13 protein-coding genes and 2 pseudogenes are annotated in these 19,936 nt (G+C 68.3%); 9 read left to right on the top strand and 6 right to left on the bottom strand.

Annotation, left to right across the window (positions count from 1 at the left end; all coding sequences use genetic code 11):
• From IF17_RS0135185 to IF17_RS0135215, 7 genes are all read left to right on the top strand, one after another.
• Positions 1-1,345, top strand: a 1,345-nt coding sequence (locus IF17_RS0135185; RefSeq protein ID WP_030575170.1) for an SDR family oxidoreductase, incomplete at its 5' end; no start/stop codon positions are given.
• Positions 1,346-1,355: 10 nt separating this feature from the next.
• Entirely contained in the window at positions 1,356-1,799 is a 444-nt protein-coding gene (locus IF17_RS0135190) for a GNAT family N-acetyltransferase (RefSeq protein ID WP_030575172.1), read from the top strand.
• The gene (locus IF17_RS1000000137285) at positions 1,792-3,765 is read left to right on the top strand and encodes a class I SAM-dependent methyltransferase (RefSeq protein ID WP_051884219.1); all 1,974 of its coding nucleotides are present in this window, start codon (positions 1,792-1,794) and stop codon (positions 3,763-3,765) included. The genes IF17_RS0135190 and IF17_RS1000000137285 overlap by 8 nt, the downstream gene beginning before the upstream one ends.
• 60 nt (positions 3,766-3,825) lie before the next feature.
• Positions 3,826-4,800 (top strand): phosphotransferase enzyme family protein, encoded by a 975-nt coding sequence (locus tag IF17_RS0135200; protein ID WP_030575176.1) that lies wholly within the window; start codon positions 3,826-3,828, stop codon positions 4,798-4,800.
• Positions 4,794-6,272 carry a class I adenylate-forming enzyme family protein gene (locus IF17_RS1000000137290; protein WP_051884220.1) on the top strand — a complete coding sequence of 493 codons (1,479 nt, stop codon included), beginning with the start codon at positions 4,794-4,796 and terminating at the stop codon, positions 6,270-6,272. Before IF17_RS0135200 ends, IF17_RS1000000137290 begins: the two co-directional genes overlap by 7 nt.
• A 26-nt stretch (positions 6,273-6,298) precedes the next feature.
• Positions 6,299-7,438 (top strand): acyl-CoA dehydrogenase family protein, encoded by a 1,140-nt coding sequence (locus IF17_RS0135210; protein WP_030575180.1) that lies wholly within the window; start codon positions 6,299-6,301, stop codon positions 7,436-7,438.
• A gap of 76 nt (positions 7,439-7,514) precedes the next feature.
• On the top strand, positions 7,515-8,705 hold the full coding sequence (locus IF17_RS0135215; RefSeq protein WP_030575182.1) for an acyl-CoA dehydrogenase family protein: 1,191 nt from the start codon (positions 7,515-7,517) through the stop codon (positions 8,703-8,705).
• 115 nt (positions 8,706-8,820) lie between these two features.
• Here the strand turns inward: IF17_RS0135215 and IF17_RS1000000138320 are convergent.
• Positions 8,821-9,706: pseudogene (locus tag IF17_RS1000000138320) on the bottom strand (IS5 family transposase).
• 226 nt (positions 9,707-9,932) lie between these two features.
• Here IF17_RS1000000138320 and IF17_RS1000000137295 point away from each other — a divergent pair.
• Together IF17_RS1000000137295 and IF17_RS0135230 are read left to right on the top strand one after the other, a co-directional pair.
• Positions 9,933-10,472 (top strand): hypothetical protein, encoded by a 540-nt coding sequence (locus tag IF17_RS1000000137295; RefSeq protein WP_157851202.1) that lies wholly within the window; start codon positions 9,933-9,935, stop codon positions 10,470-10,472.
• A gap of 454 nt (positions 10,473-10,926) precedes the next feature.
• Positions 10,927-11,982, top strand: a complete 1,056-nt coding sequence (locus IF17_RS0135230) for a hypothetical protein (RefSeq protein WP_244890584.1) — start codon at positions 10,927-10,929, stop codon at positions 11,980-11,982.
• Positions 11,983-12,741: 759 nt separating this feature from the next.
• Here IF17_RS0135230 and IF17_RS01000000136855 read toward each other — a convergent pair.
• The 5 genes and pseudogenes from IF17_RS01000000136855 to IF17_RS0135255 all read right to left on the bottom strand — a co-directional run bounded on the left by IF17_RS01000000136855 (position 12,742) and on the right by IF17_RS0135255 (position 19,726).
• Positions 12,742-13,740 (bottom strand): TniB family NTP-binding protein, encoded by a 999-nt coding sequence (locus tag IF17_RS01000000136855; protein ID WP_157851203.1) that lies wholly within the window; start codon positions 13,738-13,740, stop codon positions 12,742-12,744.
• 62 nt (positions 13,741-13,802) lie between these two features.
• Positions 13,803-15,914, bottom strand: a complete 2,112-nt coding sequence (locus tag IF17_RS0135240) for a DDE-type integrase/transposase/recombinase (protein WP_030575191.1) — start codon at positions 15,912-15,914, stop codon at positions 13,803-13,805.
• Positions 15,911-16,668: pseudogene (locus IF17_RS01000000136860) on the bottom strand (TnsA-like heteromeric transposase endonuclease subunit). The gene IF17_RS0135240 and the pseudogene IF17_RS01000000136860 overlap by 4 nt, the downstream one beginning before the upstream one ends.
• Before the next feature lie 163 nt (positions 16,669-16,831).
• Entirely contained in the window at positions 16,832-17,731 is a 900-nt protein-coding gene (locus IF17_RS1000000140065) for a DNA-binding protein (protein ID WP_157851204.1), read from the bottom strand.
• 636 nt (positions 17,732-18,367) lie between these two features.
• Entirely contained in the window at positions 18,368-19,726 is a 1,359-nt protein-coding gene (locus tag IF17_RS0135255) for a hypothetical protein (RefSeq protein ID WP_030575193.1), read from the bottom strand.
• Between the last annotated feature and the right edge of the window lie 210 nt (positions 19,727-19,936).

Genomic DNA, 19,936 nt, shown 5'->3' on the forward strand with positions numbered 1-19,936 from the left:
CCTTCTCGCCATCTGGAGCACCCTCCTCGACACCCCCTGCACCGACCCCACCGCCAACTTCTTCGAACTCGGCGGCGACTCCATCACCGCACTCCGGGCTGTCGCCATGGCGGCCGGGGACGGACTGCCCTTCCGGCTCGCCGACCTGTACGTGGCTCCAACGGCGGCTGAGTTGGCAGACCTGGTGGGTCGCCGTCTGGCAGAGGACTATCCTGCGGAGGAGGACCACAGTGCGGAGTTTTCGCTGGCCGAGGCAGACGGCCAGCTGGATCCTGACCTGGTGTTCCGACCGGTAAGCCCGGCACTGGATGGACCGCAGGAGATCCTGTTGACCGGCGTGACGGGCTTCCTTGGCGGACACCTGCTGGCGGAACTTCTGCGCAGCACAGGTGCGAGGGTGCACTGCCTTGTCCGTGCCGCTGATGAGACCGCCGGCCTGGCCCGTGTCGAAGCAGCGTTGGCAACGGCTGGAGCCACCGCCGATTCGGTGCGGATCGGCATCATTCTTGGCGACCTCGCGGACGAGCGGCTGGGCCTGGCTCCGGAGACGGCTGCCGAGCTGGCCGGTCGGGTGGACACGGTGGTTCACGTCGCCGCAGCCGTCAACGGAGCGCTTTCGTACGCCGCATTGCGGCAAGTCAACGTTCTGGGCACCGAGGCCTTGCTGGCTTTCGTTGCGTCCTGCGCCAGACCGGTGACCTTCCATCATATCTCCAGCGACAGCGCGGCCCGGCCCTGGCAGAGCGGCTACGGCCTCAGCAAGCTGGTGGCCGAGCGCCTGGTGCTGGCGGCGGGCGAACGAGGCCTGCGTGTGCTGGTCCACCGGCTTGGCAGGATCAGTGCCGCGACTGGCACCGGCCGGTGGCAGGAGGCGGACTTCGCCTCAATGGTGATCCGCGGCTCGATCGATTTCGGCCGCTTCCCCGACCCCGACGAAATGCCCGTCGAACGATGGTCGCCAGTAGACGAGTTGGTCCGGCTGCTGGCCGGGCAAGTCCGGGATGGAGTTCCCACCGGCCCTGCGCTCCGGTATGTCGTCGGCGAACTGGTCTCCTTCGGCGACGTTGCGGACTGGATTCGCGCCGCCGGGATCAGACTCGACATCGTGTCGCTGGCGGAATGGCGCCAGGAATTACGGGACAGTCCGGAGAATCCGGCATTCGGCATCTATCCGTGGTTGGCAGATGCGCCTTCGGTAGCTCCTCGCAAGGAGGTTCGAGTAGAGGAGGCCTACCGGGTGCCGCTCGGGGCCACGGTCGACGCGAGTTCGCTGCATCGATATCTTGCGTCCGCCGGGCTGCTCCCGAAACCCGAACCCGACGCGGTGTCACCCGCAACTCACTGAGGAGAGAATCATGGCTGTAGAAATCCAGCAGGTCAGCGAAGTAACCGACGAGATCGTCGCCGCCTTCGCGCGTCTCGTTCCCCAGCTGTCCCGCTCTGCTGAACCGGTGACCGTCGAGACCATCCACAACGTTGTCGGTTGCTCGGCGAACACGCTCTTTGTCGCCCGGCTGGACGGCCGCGTCGTCGGCACCCTGACCCTGGTGGTCTTCCCTATCCCGACCGGAGTCCGGGCCTGGATCGAGGACGTGGTGGTGGACGCCGAGGCTCGGGGGCAGCAGGCCGGCGCCGCGCTGACCCGTGCTGCGATGGACCGAGCAGCCGAACTTGGCGCCCGGACGGTCGACCTCACGTCACGTGCCTCGCGGGAGGCGGCCAACCGCCTCTACCGCAAGCTCGGCTTTGAGGAGCGGGACTCCAACCTCCTTCGGTACACCCCGAGCAACCGTGTCTGAACACATACCGGGCAGCCTGCTGCCCACCAAGGCGGCGGCGCTGCAGACCCTTCGGGCGATGAAGTCGGCCCACTTCGACGTCCCGGCGTTCGAAGTGGTGCCGCTCCCGCTCGGAGCCCCCGACCGTGAATGCGCGCGGGACTGTCTGCCGGTCCTGAAGTGGCCCTGCGTCAAGGAATTTCCCCCGCCCGGGGTGATCGCGGCCCGTTCGATCGTGCGGGCTGCTGTCGATCGGCTCGGTCTGGACGGACCGGTATGGCTGCGCACCAGCATGAGCCTGTCGGCGCGTTCGGAGGTCTCGTATCCGGGGGTGAACTACTCCTGGCGCTGCACCGGCCCCGACGGGCTGGCCCAGGGGCTGGAGGTGCTCGGCTCGGCCCTGGAGCGCCCGTACGTCCGCTGGTACCGCCACCGCTTCGGCGTGGACGTTCGACGTGAGGGGACCGAACTGATCGTTGGTGCAGCGGCGTCCGGCGACTTCTACGGGGTGGCCTACCTGCGGGACGGGCGAGCGGCGGTGGACCTCTACGAGGCCGCCCGCCTCCACCGTCAGGTCCGGTGTGCAGAGACCGACCCGGTCCGTATGGTCGGGGCTGGCGACGACTGGGGGGACCTGCCGGGCGGTGGTGGTCTCCGCGCTGCCCTGCAGGAGATTCACGAGGCCCACAGCCGGTCCGGATCGATCACCGAGGTCGAGTTCTACTGTTCTGAGGGAGTCCGCCCGACCGTCGTCCAGTACCGAACGGTGCCGATGCGCGGCGGTGATGACGGGGCACTGCTTCAACAGTGGCCACCCGGCCCGGCGAAGCTCATCGATTTTCGGCAGGTTCCCCGAGACCTAGGTCAAATTGCTTCCAGGCTGGCCGAGTTAGCCAAAGACGAGGATGCGGTGGCCGTGGTCCGGGACCTGGCGTTTCGGGAGTGCGATGCCTTCGCGCTCTACCTCGCAGCCGATCTGACGGGACTACCGGCGCCGCACTCGGTGCTCATCGTGCGCGACGGAACGTTGCCTCGCTCGCACTTCGCCAGCGTGCTGTGCGAGGACCCTGCGACCCGCCGGGTCGGGCAGCTCAAGGCTGACCGCGTGCCGCCGTCGGTCGTGGCCCGCTTCGAAGTCAGAGCACGGCACGGCACTCGAATCGACCTGGCACCTGGCCGGTCGCGAACTCACGTCTCAGAAGCAGAGGGAAAAACGACTGTGAACAATACGCACGTTTTCCAACGGACCGACGTGGCCGAGCGCTACGACCGCAGTCGGTTGCTCCCGGACCGTGCCGTCCAGGAGGTCCTCGACGTCATCGTCAAGGCCCTGGACGGGGCGAGCCCCGAACTGGTTGTCGACCTTGGTTGTGGCACCGGGCGGTTCCTAGCCCCACTGGCCAACACCCTGGCCGCGAAGGTGATCGGGGTGGAGCCGTCCGAGGCCATGCTCGCTGTGGCCGCTGGCAAGACTTACCCCGGTATTGAGTTGAGGCGGGGGGACGCCGAACACCTCCCGGTACTGGACGACAGCGCGGGTCTAGTCTTCGCCTCGATGGTGCTGCACCACCTGCCGTCGCTGCCCATAGCCATGGGAGAGGTGGCTAGGGTCCTCCGTCCGGGCGGTGTGGCGGTGCTGCGCAACGCGACCCGGGAGACCCGGCCGAGCACGCCGCACGTCCGGTTCTTCCCCGAGGTGGAGGATCTCGACTGGCTGCGGATACCTTCCCGCGCGGAGGTGGCCGAGGCGGGTGTGCTCCACGGCCTGGTCCCGGCCGAGACGGTGACGCTCGCGCAGGAACACGCCGCCACCTATGGGGCGTACTACGAACGCATCGCCAGGCGGCCGCTGTCCGATCTGATCGCCATCTCCGATGAGGCCTTCGAACGCGGGCTGGAGCGGCTGTCCGCCCATTGCGCGGAGCGCTGGGACGACGGCCCAGTGGACATCCCGATCGACTTCATGGTGCTGCGGAAGGCGCTCTGACCCGTGAGCCCTGTACGAACCCTGCGATCGGTATCGGACCCGCGCGATGTCACTGCACAAGTGGCGAGTAGCCACGGCTGGGAGGACGTGAGCTGCGGTCACCTTTTCCACCGCGCCTCGCACGACACCTACTTGGTGCGGCACCGTGGTCGCGGCTATGTCTACAAGGTATTCCTCCTCGGGCAAGACGAGGGCGCCGAGCGCGAGGCGGACCTCGCCGCCCATTTGGCCGACCACGGCGTGGGCGTAGCTGCAGTGATTCCAGATCGGTCCGGGGAGCTGGTGACCGCGCTCCGCACCGCCGAGGGTCTGCGTGCCGCAGTGCTGACCGAACTGATCGAAGGACCCGACGGTCCAGCGGATTTCGAGGAGCTCGGCGGTGCCATCGCCGCCCTGCACCAAGCGCTCGACCGCTACCACCACCTGCCGTGGCCCACCACTCTCGGAACGGCGGGTACTCCCGCGGTACTGCATGCGTCGCTGGCGCGGATCGCCGCTAGCCGCCACCTGCCGGCACCGCTCCGGCACCGACTACTTGAGCTCGGGGAGGAACTGATGGCTATGGCCGCGAGTGTTGACTGGGCTGAGCAAGAGAGCGGCTTGATTCACGGTGACCTCCACCAGGGCAACATCCGCTGGCGGTATGGAGGGCACAAGCCGGTGTTCCTGGACTGGGAGACGGCAGGGACTGGCCCACGCTGCGCGGATCTGGCCGCCGCCACCTGGTCGCTCCGGTCGGACCCCGCTGCGGCCCGGGTGGCCGGAGCAGCCCTGGAGCGTGGCTACCGTGAGGTGCGCCCGGGCGTCGAACTGTCCGCCGTGCTGGGGCTGCATATAGCGTTGCGCGACTACTGGCGGCTGGCGTACCTGCTCGACCGGAACTCCGACGAGGGTTTTGGGTGGGTTCTGGAAGCCGTTGCTCCGCAAGTGGCGGAGTGCGCCGCGCGGTGGCTCGGCGGCCACCGCGATGGCCCGTCATCGCTGCTCCCGTCGGCGGTGCTGAGTGATGCCTCATCAGGAGCGGGCGCGTGCTGAGCTACTCAGCTCTGCTGGCCCGGCTGGCCGATGAGCGGCCGGGGGAGGTTGCGGTCACTCAGCTTGCTCGGGCCGCAGCTGCCTACACGGTGACTTGGGAATCGCTGTGGCGCGCCGCCGACGCCGGAGCAGGTTGGCTGGTGGAGTCCGGGATCCGTCCGGGCGAGCTGGTGCTCAACCTGCTCGGCAACACCTGGGAGGCCATCGCCGGGAACTTCGCGATCTGGCGAGCGGGCGGGTGCCCGCTGCCTCTCGACCCTCAGGCCGCTCCCGAGGCGTTGCAGCGTATTGTCGGCCTCACGGGCGCCACCGTGGCACTGGCCTCCGCTCCGGTGCTCGGGCTCCGGGTCGGCACTGCCGAGGTACTCTCCCCGGGCAGAGGCCGGTCCACACGGCTTCCCGAGGACCTGACGCCACCGCGCCGCAAGGCTATAGCTACCAGCGGCACCACTCGCAGCCCGCGGGTGGTGGTCCACCAGGGGCCGGCCGAGTTCGGCGAAGCCCCGACCGCGGTGCTAGACACCGTCTATGGGTCCTTAGGCCTGCGGAATGGTCAACGGCAGTTGGTGGTAGCTGCGTTGAGTCACAACATGGGCTTCGACCTGGCCCACGTCGGTTTGCTGGCCGGTCACCGGCTGGTGCTCGCACCGGCGATGCGTGGGGAGGATCTCTTCGAGCTGGTGCACGGCCACCGGATCGAGTACGTCGGGGTGCCGCCGTTTTTCATGCAGCAGGCAGTGGACCTCCTGCCGGAGCGGGCAGGGGAACTCGCCAGCCTTGAGGCGGTCAAGCACTCCGGGTCGGCCTGCCCCGTCCCGGTCAAGACGGCGTGGCTATCCGCACTGGGCCCCGAGCGGGTCTTCGAAGCGTATGGCATGACCGAGGGCCACGGACGGACCGTCATATCCGGTCGGGAGTGGCTGGAGCACCCCGGCAGTGTCGGCCGTCCCTGGAAGTCGGAGGTCAGTGTGGTGGGCGAGTCCGGGCCTCTCCCACCCGGGGAGCTCGGCCGTATAGCCTTCCGGGACCTCAGCGGCGGCCGGAGCGTGGTGCTCGGGGAGGATATCCCGGCTGTGGGCAGCGAGGTGTGGCACGGAAGCGGCCAGGGGTGGCACGAGACCGACGATCTCGGCCGGACTGACGATCGCGGGTACTTGTACCTCAACGGCCGTGCGACCGAGACCGTCAATGTCTTTGGGCTCCAAGTCTCGCTCCTCGAAGTCGAGTCGGTGCTCAGGAAACATCCCGAGGTTGCCGACTGCCTGGTGGGGCTGGGGCCGTCCGGGCAGTTGGCTGCACTTGTCGTGCCAACCGTCCCGAAGACGGTACGTCTCGCCGCGAGGCTCCGCTCGTACTGCCGAACCGGACTGCACCCCCACGAAGTACCGGTCAGCTTTCGGGAGGTGGTCGCGATCCCGCGCAACGCTGCCTGGAAGCCTGACCGGAAGCTTGCCGCTGCCCTGCTGGACTGAACCCCTCCCGTACTAGGACCACAGCCATGTCTCTCTCCGCCATCCGTGACAGCAGCGAACTCGCTTCGTTCCGAGTCAATTTTAGACAGTTCCTGAAGGATCAGGTGGTGCCCGCACACAGCGCGGTGTTCCGTAGCGACGGCTTCCCTCGGGAGGTTTGGCGGGCCGCGGGGGCTGCGGGGTTTCTCGGACTGGATGTTCCACGGGAGTTGGGCGGTCGGGGGATCGACGACTACCGGTACAGCGCCGTGGTGGCGCAGGAGATCGTTGCTGCAGGGCTGAACGGTTTCGCCATCACCTTGCAGAACGACATCGTTATCCCCTACATCAGCGCCATCGCCAACCATGAGCAGCGGAAGCGGTGGCTGCCTGCCCTCTGCGCGGGGGAGTCGGTCTCGGCGATTGCGATGACCGAGCCGGAGGCTGGGAGTGACCTGGCGAGGCTGAGCCTGACGGCCTGCAAGGTCAATGGCGGGTACAGGCTGAACGGGGAGAAATTCTTCATCTCCAACGGTCTCACCCAGAACTTCCTACTGCTGGTTGCACGGACCGCGGAGGGCCCGATGGGCCTGTCGCTATTCATCGTCGAGGATGCTGCGAATGCTGTCGGGCGGACACCGGTCACCAAGCTGGGCCTCCGAGCCCAGGACACTGCGCGGCTCGCCTTCGACGACCACTTTGTGCCGGACGGTGCTCTGCTTGGCAGCCCTGGTCGCGCGGCCGGGTACCTGATGCGGATGCTGCCGAAGGAGCGACTGGCCATCGCGGTGCGGGCCGATGCGGGCACCCGCAAAAGCCTGATGCTCACTCAGGACCACGTTCGGACTCGCCAGGTGCGCGGAAGTACTCTCGGTAGCCTGCAGGGAATCCGTTTCGCTCTCGCCGACATGATGGCGGAGCTCCAGGCCAACGAGGCACTGACCGCGCTGGCGGTCGATCGTCTGAACCAGGGCAGGCTCTCCGAGGCTGACGCCGCTGCGGCCAAGCTGCGTTCGTCCGAAACCTTTCGCGCCGTCACGGACCGCTGCTTGCACCTGTTCGGTGCACACGGCTACCTGGCACAGAGCGAGATCTCAGAGCTCTTCCTGGACGCCCGGGGGATCACTCTGCAGGGTGGCAGCTCGGAGATCATGCGGGAAATCATCGCTTCCGCAGCCCGGTTATGACCAGCAGCACAATGGCTCCGGCCGCTGACTGAACCTCACCCCTAGGGCATTGCTGCCCCAATCCAGGAGGATCACCTTGCTCGACCACCGCTTTGACCGCGAGTACGAAGAACTGCGGGGCACTGTCGAGCAGTTCGCCAACGACGTGGTGGCCCCGAAGATCGGCGACTACTACGAGCAGAACGAGTTCCCGTACGAGATCGTCCGCGAGATGGGGCAGATGGGGCTGTTCGGGCTGCCCCTCCCCGAGGAGTACGGGGGCATGGGTGGTGACTACTTCGCGCTCGGCCTGGTCCTGGAGGAGCTGGCCCGGGTGGACTCCTCGGTGGCGATTACGCTGGAGGCGGCGGTCTCTCTCGGCGCCATGCCGATCTACCGGTTCGGCACCGAGGAGCAGAAGCGGGAGTGGCTGCCGAAGTTAACGTCGGGCGAGTTGCTGGGAGCTTTCGGCCTGACCGAGCCGGAGGGCGGCTCGGACGCAGGCGCCACCCGGACCACGGCGCGCTATGACGAGGCCACCGACGAGTGGGTGATCAACGGTACCAAGTGCTTCATTACCAACTCCGGTACCGAGATGACCGGTCTGGTCACGGTGACCGCACTGACCGAACCGATCGCTCGTTCGAGTGGAGGTGGTGCTGAGGTCGTGTCAAGCCGCGAGATCTCCTCCATCATCGTTCCCACCGGTACCCCTGGCTTCACCGTCTCCCGCAAGTACTCCAAGGTCGGGTGGAACGCTTCCGACACCCGCGAACTGTCCTTCACCGACTGCCGGGTTCCAGCGGCCAACCTGCTCGGCACCCGAGGCCGCGGCTACGCCCAGTTTCTGCGCATACTCGACGAGGGGCGCATCGCCATCGCGGCCCTGGCCACCGGACTGGCCCAGGGCTGCGTCGACCAGTCCGTCAGCTACGCCGGCACCCGGCACGCCTTCGGGCGGCGGATCGGCGCCAATCAGGTCATCCAGTTCAAGCTCGCCGACATGGAGATGCGCGCGCATATCTCCCGCCTGGCCTGGCGGGACGCGGCCTCCCGACTGATCTGCGGCGAGCCGTTCAAGAAGGAGGCCGCGATCGCCAAGCTGTACTCGTCCGAGGCCGCCGTCGACAACGCCCGTGAAGCCACTCAGATCCACGGCGGATACGGTTTCATGAACGAGTACCCAGTCGCCCGCTTCTGGCGTGACTGCAAGATCCTGGAGATCGGAGAGGGCACCTCCGAGGTACAGCGCATGCTGATCGCAAGGGAGTTGGGCGTCAACTCCTGATTTCGCGAGGGTGCGGTAGGGTTCCGCCGTCGCAAGTGAGGACCTCAGGAAAGCAGTCGCAGTCGAGCTGAACGCGCCCGCCGCACGTGGACGGGACCGACGAGCACACCGTTCACTAGGTTCTGTCTGACAAAGGATCTTGGATGGGTTCGCGGAGCCAGAGGATGAGTGAGGCGAGGTGGACTCCGGCCTTGTAACGGGCGGCGAGTTTGTCGAAGCGGCTGGCGATCGCGCGGAACTGCTTGAGTCGGTTGAAGCAGCGTTCGACCACGTTGCGGGCCTTGTAGAGCTCGCGGCCTTCCCTCGCCGCAGGCGGTTGGCCTTCTGGTCCGCCCGCTCCGGGATCACCGCCCGGATGCCTCGCCCGCGCAGGACCTGGCGGATCGCCCGGGACGAGTACGCCTTGTCCGCGATGACCGCGTCGGGCCTGCGGCGGGGACGTCCGGCGCCGGTGCGGGGCACCCTCAGCTCGTCCATGACCGTCTCGAAGACGGTGGAGTCGTTGACGTTGCCCGGCGTGACGACGACGGCCAGGGGCAGGCCCCGGCCGTCGCAGGCGAGATGGATCTTCGTGGTCAGCCCGCCGCGGGACCGGCCGAGCGCCTGGTCAGCCGACGGATGTGCCGGATCTTCCAGTTCGTCCCCCGCCTCCGCCCCCTTTTGCGGGCACCGGCGGCGTGCTGGTGGGCCCGGCTGATCGTGGAGTCGACCGACACGGTCCACTCCACGGCTCCGACGGAGTCGTCACGGACCTGGACCTGTTCGAGCAGACGGGCCCAGGTGCCGTCCGCTTCCCAGCGGGCGAACCGTTCATAGGCCGTCTGCCACGGCCCGTAGCGTTCCGGCAGGTCACGCCACGGAGCACCGGTCCGCAACCGCCACAACACCCCGTTGATCACCTGCCGGTGATCCCGCCACGGCCGCCCACGACCGTCAACACCCGGCAACAACGGCGCTATCCGACCCCACGCCGCATCCGTCAGCTCACCACGACCCACCACAAGATCAATTATCAGACAGGGCCTAGCGCAGGCAGGCGTCGACAAGATCCCCGCTGGCAACTCCGACCGCGCGTTCAAAGCTAGACGGGCCGCAGCTAAGAGAGTGATGGGGAAACGCCGCTTGCCACAGAGGGACCTGGATAAGACTCTGCGCGCCCACGCTGCCGAAGCTGGGCTCGAACTACCCCGCTCGCCAAACACCCTCCCGAACGTCTCCCACCGGGCCTTGACGGATGCCGGCGCCCGGTTGCTGCTCGGAGGAGTTGCTGATCTCGGTAGTGAGGAGTTGCTCGAAGCCTCGGAAGAGGCCATGCCGAACCACACCGAGATGATCGAACAAATCCGTGATGAGCACCGGCGAGCCGAGCTCTCAGGGACCAACCCGCTGACACGGTCCCCGTGGGCTCAGGGCCTCCCCGGCATGCTGCGCACGGTTGAGGCGGCCAACGACCGGGACCTATGCCACGCCGTGTACACCTGCACGTTGGCGACCGGTGCCCTTCACGACCTGATGGGGCGCGCCTCGGCCAAGCCGGAGATCCTCACCCTGCTCACCGAAGATGTGATGTGGCGACAGTGGGCCGTCGTCGGTGGCATCACTCCAAAGGGGGCGCCAGGCTTGGCCGCAGTTGCCCTCAATACAGTCCAGTACCTGACCGAGCCTGAATGGGCCGCGCAATTGGGTCGCTACATGTTCCTTATGCACAACTTGGATGTCGCCTACCCCGAGCACCCGGACATCCTCGGAGGCGGCATGGAAGCCTGAGCGCGGGGTGAGCGGGCCATCCGACGAGGCGGGCGGCCCGCCCACACTCCAGAGCTATCCCCCCTTCGGTTCCGCCCCAGTGAAGGGCCAGCATCAGAGCCCTACCTTTTTCGCGAAGGGCCGTGACGTTGTCCCTAAAGGCAGAAGGCCCGGCTTCTCCACAGACGCCTGCGGGGACCCGGAGCACCAAGTGCTTGCCGGCGTCGGTGCTCCGAGGCCCCCGATTGGACTCGGCTGGAGAAGCCCTCCAGGCCGCCCGTGGGGCCCTGTTCAGCTCCCCACACATCAAATGATGTAGCCCGTCTGAGGGGTCGTCCGGTACTCTGAACTACGCATTGATTCGCATGAACGACACCTAGAAAAATTGAACATGGATGAGTAATTGATGCATCGCGGCAGCATGAGAATCAATCCGTAGTTTTCAACAGGTATCGATATGCGCCCCAAGGATGGCATGGTCGACGCGCGCCTTGCACACCTTCAGACCCTTCGAACCCGCATGGTTGAGGGCGTCAATCAGGTCATGCGCCGGATCTGGGAGCAAGGACAGCAGCCCGCCTCCGTTCGGGTCCGCCAGGCCTTCTATCGGCTTGACGAGATGAGGACCCTGGAGGACGAGCGGAAGCCGCTTCCGAAAGAGCAGCAGCCGTTCGCGGCCCGGATGGTCACGCCTAAGGGACTCCAGCTCCGGCTCATGCTGACGATGCTCTACGCCGCGCAGTGCGCCGTGGGGCCAGGGAAGCAGTGGGACGCTCCCTACCTCGTGGAGTCGACGGCGAAGCACCCGGTGTCATGGATGAGCTTGTCGGCTTCGATCAGCCAACACGCCGGTCCTGGCATTCAGCTGGCGTCCGAGGACGTCAACCGCCGACGCCAGATCACGCAGGCCTTGAATACGCTGGAATCGATGGCGCTCGTGCGGGCCAACACCAGGCCTGGCCGCTTCAGCACTGGTCTGCAGCTGCTGTGCGAGAACGGGACCAGCACCGTCAGCTCGGCCATCCCTTACACCGCCGCCGGCGACACCGAGCCGTACATCGAGATCCCGATCGAGTTCTTCACCCGCGGCTGGGTGCACGTGCTCACCAACAGCGAGATCGCCGCCCTGCTCATGTGGTTCGACCGCCTCAAGTACACCGGCGCCGTGGTCGGCGCCGAGGAGAGCGAACCACTCACCATCACCTACGTCACCGGCGACGTGAGGCAGGGCCTTTACGGGTTGGGGCGGAAGGCATACGAGACACACCAAGCCCTCGACGCCTACCAGCTCCTCGACGTGATCAGGCCTGAGAAACGCTACGACTCCGGTAAGTGGGAGGGATATTCGCAGGGCGATTCGGATCTGCTGTGCCACCGCGTCTCTCTCGTCTCCGCCGGCTTCGACCGCGACGCGGGAGAGGTCGTGGAGGACGTTCTCAAGCGCCGGGACACCGGCGGTTACTGGAGACGTCCCATGTTCAGTGCGCCGAAGCGCTTCGATCGCTTCCGCATGGTCTCCGCCGACGAGTAGAGCGAGTGCCGAAGTGCGTTCGGCCCCCAAACGAGCGCGCCATGGCCGGAACCTACGCGGAACTTGCAGAGCAAGCCGGGACGTGAGGGCCGCCCTCGCGTTGCAGCGCTTCTGTACCAGCAGGGGCCATCATCGGCGACGTGGTCACCAGTGCCGCGATCTCCGGAATTCTGGCCCACGACCAGCGGAGCAAGCACCGCGCCACCGCTGCTGCGCCGCGAGCCGTTGAAGCGCCAGAGCCGGGCGACGCCCCGGAAGCCAAGTGCAACTGACTCCGGCCATGGCAAGACTCTCGCGCCGGAGAACGATCCGCCTTCTCGTGCCCCGGCGACCAGGGAGTACAGGATCAGCATGTTCGTGCTCACCAAGACCACGCGTGAGTCTGCCTCGGCTGACACTCGCAGAGAGCCGGTCCTGCCGCAGGTGTCGTGGATCTGTGCCTGTCACCGCAACGCAATGCCTTCGAAAGCTCCTGCTCGATGTCAGTGGTTTGCGAGATCATCATTGCGGCGTTCGGGTTCTGCCGGTAACGCTGGGAGGGGGGTTTGTTGGTGTGTTGCGGGGCGGCTGGTCTGGGGTGTTGCTGGTTCGCTGAGAGGTGGAATGGGCGGCTTGGGTAGGTAGGCGGAGGCTTCTGAGCTGGGGTTATGTGTTCTGTGCTGAGTGGGGCTGGGTGTGTTGTAGTTAGTTCTGGCGTGTAAAGGCCCGGTTGGTGTTTGTGCTGGTCAGGGCTGTTCTGCCTGTTCGGCGGGGGTGGTCTTATCGGCCTTGGCGGGGGCGGTGTTGGGTTTCGGCGAGGTGGTCGAGGCGGATGGTGTCGAGGGTGGTTTTGGTGATGCGTTCGGTGCCGTCGTGGATGGCGGTGATGGCTGCTTGGCGGATGAGTCGGGTGAGGGATCCGATGCGGCCTGCGGTGCGCTGGTGGAGGTAGGGGGCGTGGCGTGGGAGGGTGCCGGGTTTGTGCTGCTGGAGGTCGAGGTGGTTTTCGATATCGGTGATGACGTCGCGGAAGGGTTCACGTTTGCCGTGGCGGGCGGGGAGGGGGCCGCAGTCGACGAGGGTGGCGCGTCCGGCGAGTTGGGCGCCTCTCACGCCGGTGAAGAGGGGTGTGTCGGTGACGTTGATGCCGGCGTAGACGAATGTCGCGGGGAGGCGTTCGCTGAGGTCTTTCAGGAGGTCGGCGGTTTGGGCGCCGGTGGTGGTGCGGGGGTTGAGGCGGTGGATCTCGTCGATCATCACGAGCTGGATGCCGGCCTGGGTGTAGGTGTGGCAGACGGCTTCGGTGATCTGGGTCTGGGTCATGCGGGCGGTGACGGGGATGCCGAGGTAGCGGGCGAATTCGGTGGTAGCGGGCGAATTCGGTGATGAGGGTTTTCGCGGTCGCGCCGGGCGGGACCAGAACATACGCGACGGGCACTGAGGTGTGCGCTGTCCGGGTGGTGGCGGGTTTTTGCGGGTGTGGGCGAGGTGGCAGGTACGCCCGACGTTCAGGAGCGCGGTGGTCTTCCCGGCTGCGGCGGGTCCGGTGACGATGAGGGAGGGCCGTGCGGTGGTCTGCTGGTGGCGTCCGAGGATCATCAGGGTGCGGACCTGGGTGGCCAGGGTGTGGATGGCGGGGGTGCGGATGGTGACGAAGCTGGAGTGGTAGGCGAGGCGTTCCTCGGTACTGCGGGGCGGGTCGCCGGGCCGGGGAGGGACGACGGGGGCGGTGGTGGCGAAGCGGTGCCAGCCCTGCCAGGTGGTCAGCGGCCAGGACAACTCGGCTCCGCCGCTTTCGTCGGGACCGCCTTGTGTGCTGCTCGCGCTTGGCGGGCTCGGGTTCACCATGTGTCGGCTTCCTCGTGCGCGTTGTAGAGCCCGAATCCGGTGGCCGGGGCGGGGCTGACGTCGTCGGGCAGGTTGTCGCGGTCGTCGATGCTGTCGTCGTTGCCTTCGTCGCCTTGCTGCGCCGGGCTGTCGGCGGGTGCTTCGGTGCCGTGGTCCCCATCGCGGGCTTCGGGGAGAGGGAGGTGAGCGGTGCGGGCCAGAAGTGCCTGCTCCGTTGTGGTGGCGTGGCCGCTGTGTACGCGGCGCATGAGCTGGTCGAGGGCGTCGGCGAGGCTTGCTTCGTGCTGCTCGTTGTCACCGTGGTTGCCGTCAACGGCCTGGGTGCGGATGTGTTGCCAGGTGCGTTCATCGAAGGGCCGGTGGACGTGGTCGCGGTGGATCCACGGGATCTCGGTGAGTTCACCGTCGGGGAGGCGGATCCAGATCTGGCGCACGTCGTGGGGGTTGTAGTGGATTTCCCATTTCCCGCCGCGGCCGGCGACGGGGGATGCCTGGCCGCGGTTCGGGGCGAGGAGGTCCGCGTCGTGGGTGCGGTGGTGGATGGTGATGCCGCCGGGGGTGATGGCCTGCCAGCGCACGGGGAGCAGTTCGAGGTAGTCGCGCCCGGTCAACGGGACGGGCACGTACCCGGCGACCGCGACAAGGACGGCCCACATCTGGTTCGGTGTGAGGGCCTTCCTGGGCATCATCGGGTGGCGCAGCCCTTCGTGGGGCCGGTGGTGGTAGTGCACCAGCCACTCATCGAGGAGGTCTTGGAGCTGGGCGACGCTGTAGCAGGCGTCTTTCTCGGTGTCGGGGCCGCGGCGGGTGACGTCGGATCCGGTGTAGCCGGGCAGGTGCTGGCAGAACAGGGCGTTGATGGAGCCGAAGGTGCGCTCGACGATGCCCTTCGCGGTGGGGGCGCGGGGCGGGGTCGGCTGGACACTGATGCCGAGGCTCTCGCAGGCGGTGGTGAACGCCCGGGAGATGAAGACTTTGCCGCGGTCGACGACGATCGTCTCGGGCAGGACGACCGGCCGGGCCGCCGCACCGGCCAGGCGCTCGTCCAGCGTGGCCAGCCGCTGGTGGGGGAGTGCGCGGGCGTGGTCCATGCGCAGGATGTCCGGCCAGGTCGGGCGGGCGGGGTGGGGGACGGCCATCTCCGCGAGCAGCAGGGCCGCGTCGACGGCTTTGGTCGCGCTGGGGCACAGCACGGCGGTGAGGATGGCGCGGGTGGCGACGTCGACGGCGATGGTCAGCTCGGGCCGGGCCAGGTGCCCGTCGTCGAAGAGGGCCAGGACGTCCAGGCGGGTGGTGTCGATCTGGACCTGCTCGCCCAGCCGCAGCGCCATGGCGGGCGTGAAAGCCCGCCCCTCGACACTCGCGGGCACCTGCCTCACCGGACCGCTGGGCAGTTCGCCGGGGCGGGCGAGGGAGGTGACGAGCCGGTACAGCGTCGCCTGGGACGGAACGGGCACCGTACCGGGGCCATGCTGTTCCTGAAGGATCTGGTTGATGAGCGGGAACAGGCCGTTGATGGTGCCTTTGGAGCGCCCGCGCCGGCGGCGCAGCGCTTCACGGACGGCGGCGACGACCCGTTCGTCGGACCGCCCGGTGGGGCTGGAGGCACGGGTGGTGCGGTGGTCGAGGAGCCCCCACAGGCCCTGCTTGCGATAAGCGAGCCGCATGCGCTGTACCGTGGTGCGCGACACCCGCCCGAACCCGAGCGCGGTCAGCTCCTCGGCCTTGGCCTGTTCCCGCTCGGCCAGCGTGTGCCTCTCTGGGTCGTACTGCTCCCGCACCGCTCCAGCACTGCCGGGCCCGCCGGCAAGGCCGCATTCGACTTCCCTCACGTGCCGCTGCCAGGCCATGGCCTTCTCACGTGCCGCGGCGGGGGCGGTCTCGAACAGCCCCCACTGCGGGGCCGCCTGCGGGACATCGGCCCCGATGACGCTGAAGCCGGGATCGGCGAACAGGTACCCGGCGAGCACCGCCTCGCCGCCGCCGTCCGGGCCGACGAGGTGAATGGTCTGCCCGGACAGGGCGACCACCTGCCACTTCACACCGCGGAACCTGACCTGCACCCCGGCCTTCACCGATGGCCGGGCGTTGCGCCGCGCGGTCACCGAGCCCCTCCCACAGTGTCCGGACCAGGGCCGTTCCAGCCCGCGGGACCGACCAGGACGCGTTCGTGCAGCGGTGTCTCCAGGTCTGCTGTCACCTGCCCGTGCCATAGGGCGTGGAAGACCACCGGCAGGACCTCGATCGGGTCACCGGCTGCTTCGACGCCCTCGATCAGCGGCCGCGGCCGCGCGAACGCCTCCACCGCCGCAGGTGTCAGGCCTGGGCGGCCGGCGTTGCGGGGGTGGCGGTAGCCGGCCAGCCATTTCAGATTGGCGGCCAGGGCGTCGTCGAGCGGCGCAAGACGCCGGTAGGCCCAGCCGATCTCCTCACACGCCGCGCTCACCGCTTCGGCGGCCTTCACCGCCCGGTCGCCACCGGCCTCCGGGTGGCTGGGGCAGTCGGCCAGCAGACCCGTGCCGTCGCGGTACCGGGCGAACAGCTGCGGCACCCAGGAACGCACCCGCCCCCGCTCCTCGCGCCACAGCAACCGCACCGGACGCCCCGGGTCACATCCGGGTCGCGGTCCAGGACCATCAGCTGGGTGCGCATCGCGTTCGAACCCGCGGCCACGTGCCGCCCGGTGGTCGCCGACCACCACAACCCCGGCCCCCACCGGCGCCCCGGGATCACCGGGAACGCCGACACCGGCCGCAACTCCTCGAATGCCACGGTCATGGCGGCATCCGCCCACCGCTGCTGAACCGACTGCCCCACCGGATCGAGGAACACCGCCTCGAACCCACTGCGACGATCCACGGCCACTCGCCTCGCCCGGCCCCCAGGCCGGGCGGCCTCTCCTGTGCTGATCACCCGCGTCAGCCAAGCCGCTCCCGCCGACAAGCATCGTCGTTTTCAGGGTTTCTGCCACAAACGAGTGCCGTATCAGCTAACAGGCGATGAGCCAGGTCCCACCTTGCTCTCAGCCGTCCTCTTCCTGACTACCTGCCCTCAGCATGCTCCTCAGTGTCCCGGGGGACATATCCGCCCACCGGGCCACCTCCTCCAACGGCACCCCGCCGTTCACCGCCGCCACCGCGGTCCGCTTCCAGGCCGCCTCGACCAGACCGGCACTGCGACCGAGGCCCTGCAGCAGCTGCCAGGCGACCTCGGCGGTCGGCCCGCTCTGCACGCCGTGCAGCTGCAGCAACTGCTCCTCGGCACTACCGAGGAGACTGCCTATCCGCATCCGCTGCTCAGCCGGCACCACCGCCCGCCACATCGTCCCCGAACCGGGGTCCTTCTTCTCCTTGCCCAGCACCCGCAACTGCCCCGCCATCGTCACCGACTGATGCTCCCGGCGCAGCCACCAGGGGGCGTTGTCATATCCCGGGGGCCCACCGGCCCCACGGCGCAGCCGGATCACGCTGCCCATCCACGCGATCAGCGGACCGCCATGGTCCGCCGCAGCCAACGGCCCCATCCACTCCCGCCCCACCCGCTCACCGAGCCGACGGCAGAACAGCCCGTCAACGGGCAACGCTTGCGGCTGCCCGGCACCGCTGTCCACCCACACCAACTGGGCCATGCCCGGATCCAGCAACGCGTCGGCCACGGCCACCACCTCGGGAAAGACCACCGCGTCCCGCCCCACGATCCGCCACCACTCCAGATCGCCCCCGGCATCACCGCCCGCGACCCGATGCAACTGCCGCGGCCAGACCTTCTCCCGCTCCCACTGCAGCGCCTGCTCCCACCACCGGGCCACCACCGCCTGCGCCAGCGCGAACACCCGCTCCGGCTCGGCCCCCGCCCGCACCGCCCGCCGCGCCACCCCCGCCCAACGCAACCGCGCCGCGACCACCTCCGGCAGACGCCGCACGTCCAGATACTCGTGAGGCTGGTCGGCATCCGCATCAAGGAGCCACCGCCCGTGCCGGACACACACACGGTCCCACCGCGGGGCATACAGCACCGCCCGCCCAGCCGTCCCCGTACGCCGGGCCGTGCACAGACGACAGCCGAACGCCACCGGCCCGGCAACCGCACCACCGATCCGCCACGCCGCCGCCGGCTCCCCGGCATCCGCGGCCGGCAGCCTGGCATCCTCCCGCCCCCCAGGACGGCAACGCCCGCGCCAGCACACCCTCCTCGACGCCGGACAGGCCTGCCAGGAGCCGCCGTCCAGCCGTGTTCAACAGCACCTCGGCATCTGCCCGCCCGCCCCCTCCGTCGTGCCGAGGCTGGTGGCTGCGCCACTTCCAGCAAGACCGCAACGCCGTCGCTTCCAGTCCGTAGCGGCTGGCGACGCGGCAGATCAGCGACGACGTCGTCTCTCTGTTCAAGGGAGCGGTACGTAGGAGGCCGGGAGGAAGGATCACTCCACCACGGTCTCGTGTTCGCCGTCCCTGGCGCGCACTTTCGGAACGGATGCCCAGCGGATGAAGCAAACCGCAGATCCACGCGGGGCGGCTGTGGAGGGCGGACCCCTTGCCGCCGGGAAGTAGTTGGGCCTCCGTCATCGTGATGTCTTTCCGGGGCGGAGGAGTCGTAGCAGAGCGCGCCAGGTGAACCGCGGATGGGAACCGGACTCCTGGATAGGGGCGACTTGTGCCCGCTGAGGCAGTGGTGGCCCATCGGCCGGGGGTGGCTGTACCGCTTGTGGGGCCTGCTCGGGCGCGCGATGTACCGCCGAAGCTTTGATGGGCGCCAGGGCGGGGGCGGGTTGAGATGACGGATGTGGCGACGAGGCTTCGGTAGGCGCAGACGCGGTGGCTACGGCTGTGGTTTCTGGCTTCGGCCGTTGGGCGTGTTCGCGGGCGAGGCGGCGCCGGTGGGCTTCGCGGCCCTTCTGGGCCTTTTCCAGGGCGTGCATCACCTGGAATGCGGGTGCTGGTCGGAATCCGGTGTGAGCTCCGAAGGTGAGCAGGGGCAGCGGGACCAGGCCCCACCAGGCGGCGCTGTCGGCCGGGTAGGGGTGGGAGATTTTCCAGTCCTTCGCCCATGAGGCCATCTCGCCGCTCCAGTCCTCCCCGTCGTGGGCGGGGTAGGTACCGGGGTGGCCGCCGTAGGGGATGAGGACGGTGTCCTTCGCGATCCAGCACACGGCGGCACCGTTGTGGACGAGCTGCCGTTGGGCGGGAGTGGGGCGCACCTTGGGGTGGGTGTCCGGTGTGCCGTGGGGGCGGATCTTGACGGTGCCGGCGCTGAGGTACTGCTGGGTGTCGTCGCGGTCGAAGAACCACCAGTGCGCCGTGCGCTCGCCGTAGGTGGCGCGCACGTGCTGCCGGCGGGTTTCGGCGGTCGTTTTGGTCAGCGGGCGGCGAGGGCGTTCGACGACGACGGCCTGGTCGCCCTGGTGGATGACGAGGGCTGGAGGCAGCGTCCAGCGCTGTCCGGCGAGCTGGGGTTGGGCTGTCAGGGAGATGACCGTCCCGGGCAGGGCGCGGGCCAGCCGCTCGCGGAGGTCGAGGACGGTGGTGAGGTCGCTCTGGATGTCGGCCTGGTGAGGTGCAGGGGCCGTGCACCGGTCGGTGCCAGGGCTTCCCGGGTGGCGGAAGCGGGGGGTGAATGCCGAGTCGGGGGTGGCCGGCCCGGTGAAGATCAGGGCGTTGCCGCAGGCGCAGCACCGGTAGCGTCCGCCGGCCCTGCCCCGGGGAAGACGGTTCGCGGCGTCGGGCTCGCGGGACAGGTCGATGATCCGTCCGTGATCGCCGGTGTCGATGGCGAGTTCACTCATGCGGGGCAGCTTGCTCGGCGTACGGGGGGAGCGGGAGCGCTGGGTGGGCGGGACCAGTTGGAGGGGGCCGGCGGTGCGCGGGGAGGAGTGGAGGGTGCGGGGGCGGGCTGTCTGGGCGGGGAGGGCCTGGTGCGTCATGAACGTCTTCTCCGGTGGTCGGGGTATGCGGGCCGGGGTGGTAGAAGAGTTGCCCACTGCTGTTTGTCCCTGACGCTGTCCACCGCATCACCGCAGGTGAAGTAGAGACATTGAACCGCTCCGGGATCGGTGGAGGCTCTATGCGTTGACTCCAGCCGCCGGTTGGGGCTGGTGTTGAGCGTAGTGGTTGGTCTCGTGCTCGTGGGGCGG

The sequence above is a fragment of the Streptomyces cyaneofuscatus genome (assembly GCF_000718135.1).
GTDB classification, from domain to species: Bacteria; Actinomycetota; Actinomycetes; order Streptomycetales; family Streptomycetaceae; genus Streptomyces; species Streptomyces cyaneofuscatus.

Bases quoted from the DNA above. Each gene is read 5' to 3' on its own strand.
- IF17_RS0135190 (WP_030575172.1), top strand. From the start codon at position 1,356: ATGGCTGTAGAAATCCAGCAGGTCAGCGAAGTAACCGACGAGATCGTC.
- IF17_RS0135255 (WP_030575193.1), bottom strand. From the start codon at position 19,726: ATGACGCACCAGGCCCTCCCCGCCCAGACAGCCCGCCCCCGCACCCTC.
- IF17_RS0135210 (WP_030575180.1), top strand. From the start codon at position 6,299: ATGTCTCTCTCCGCCATCCGTGACAGCAGCGAACTCGCTTCGTTCCGA.
- IF17_RS0135230 (WP_244890584.1), top strand. From the start codon at position 10,927: ATGGTCGACGCGCGCCTTGCACACCTTCAGACCCTTCGAACCCGCATG.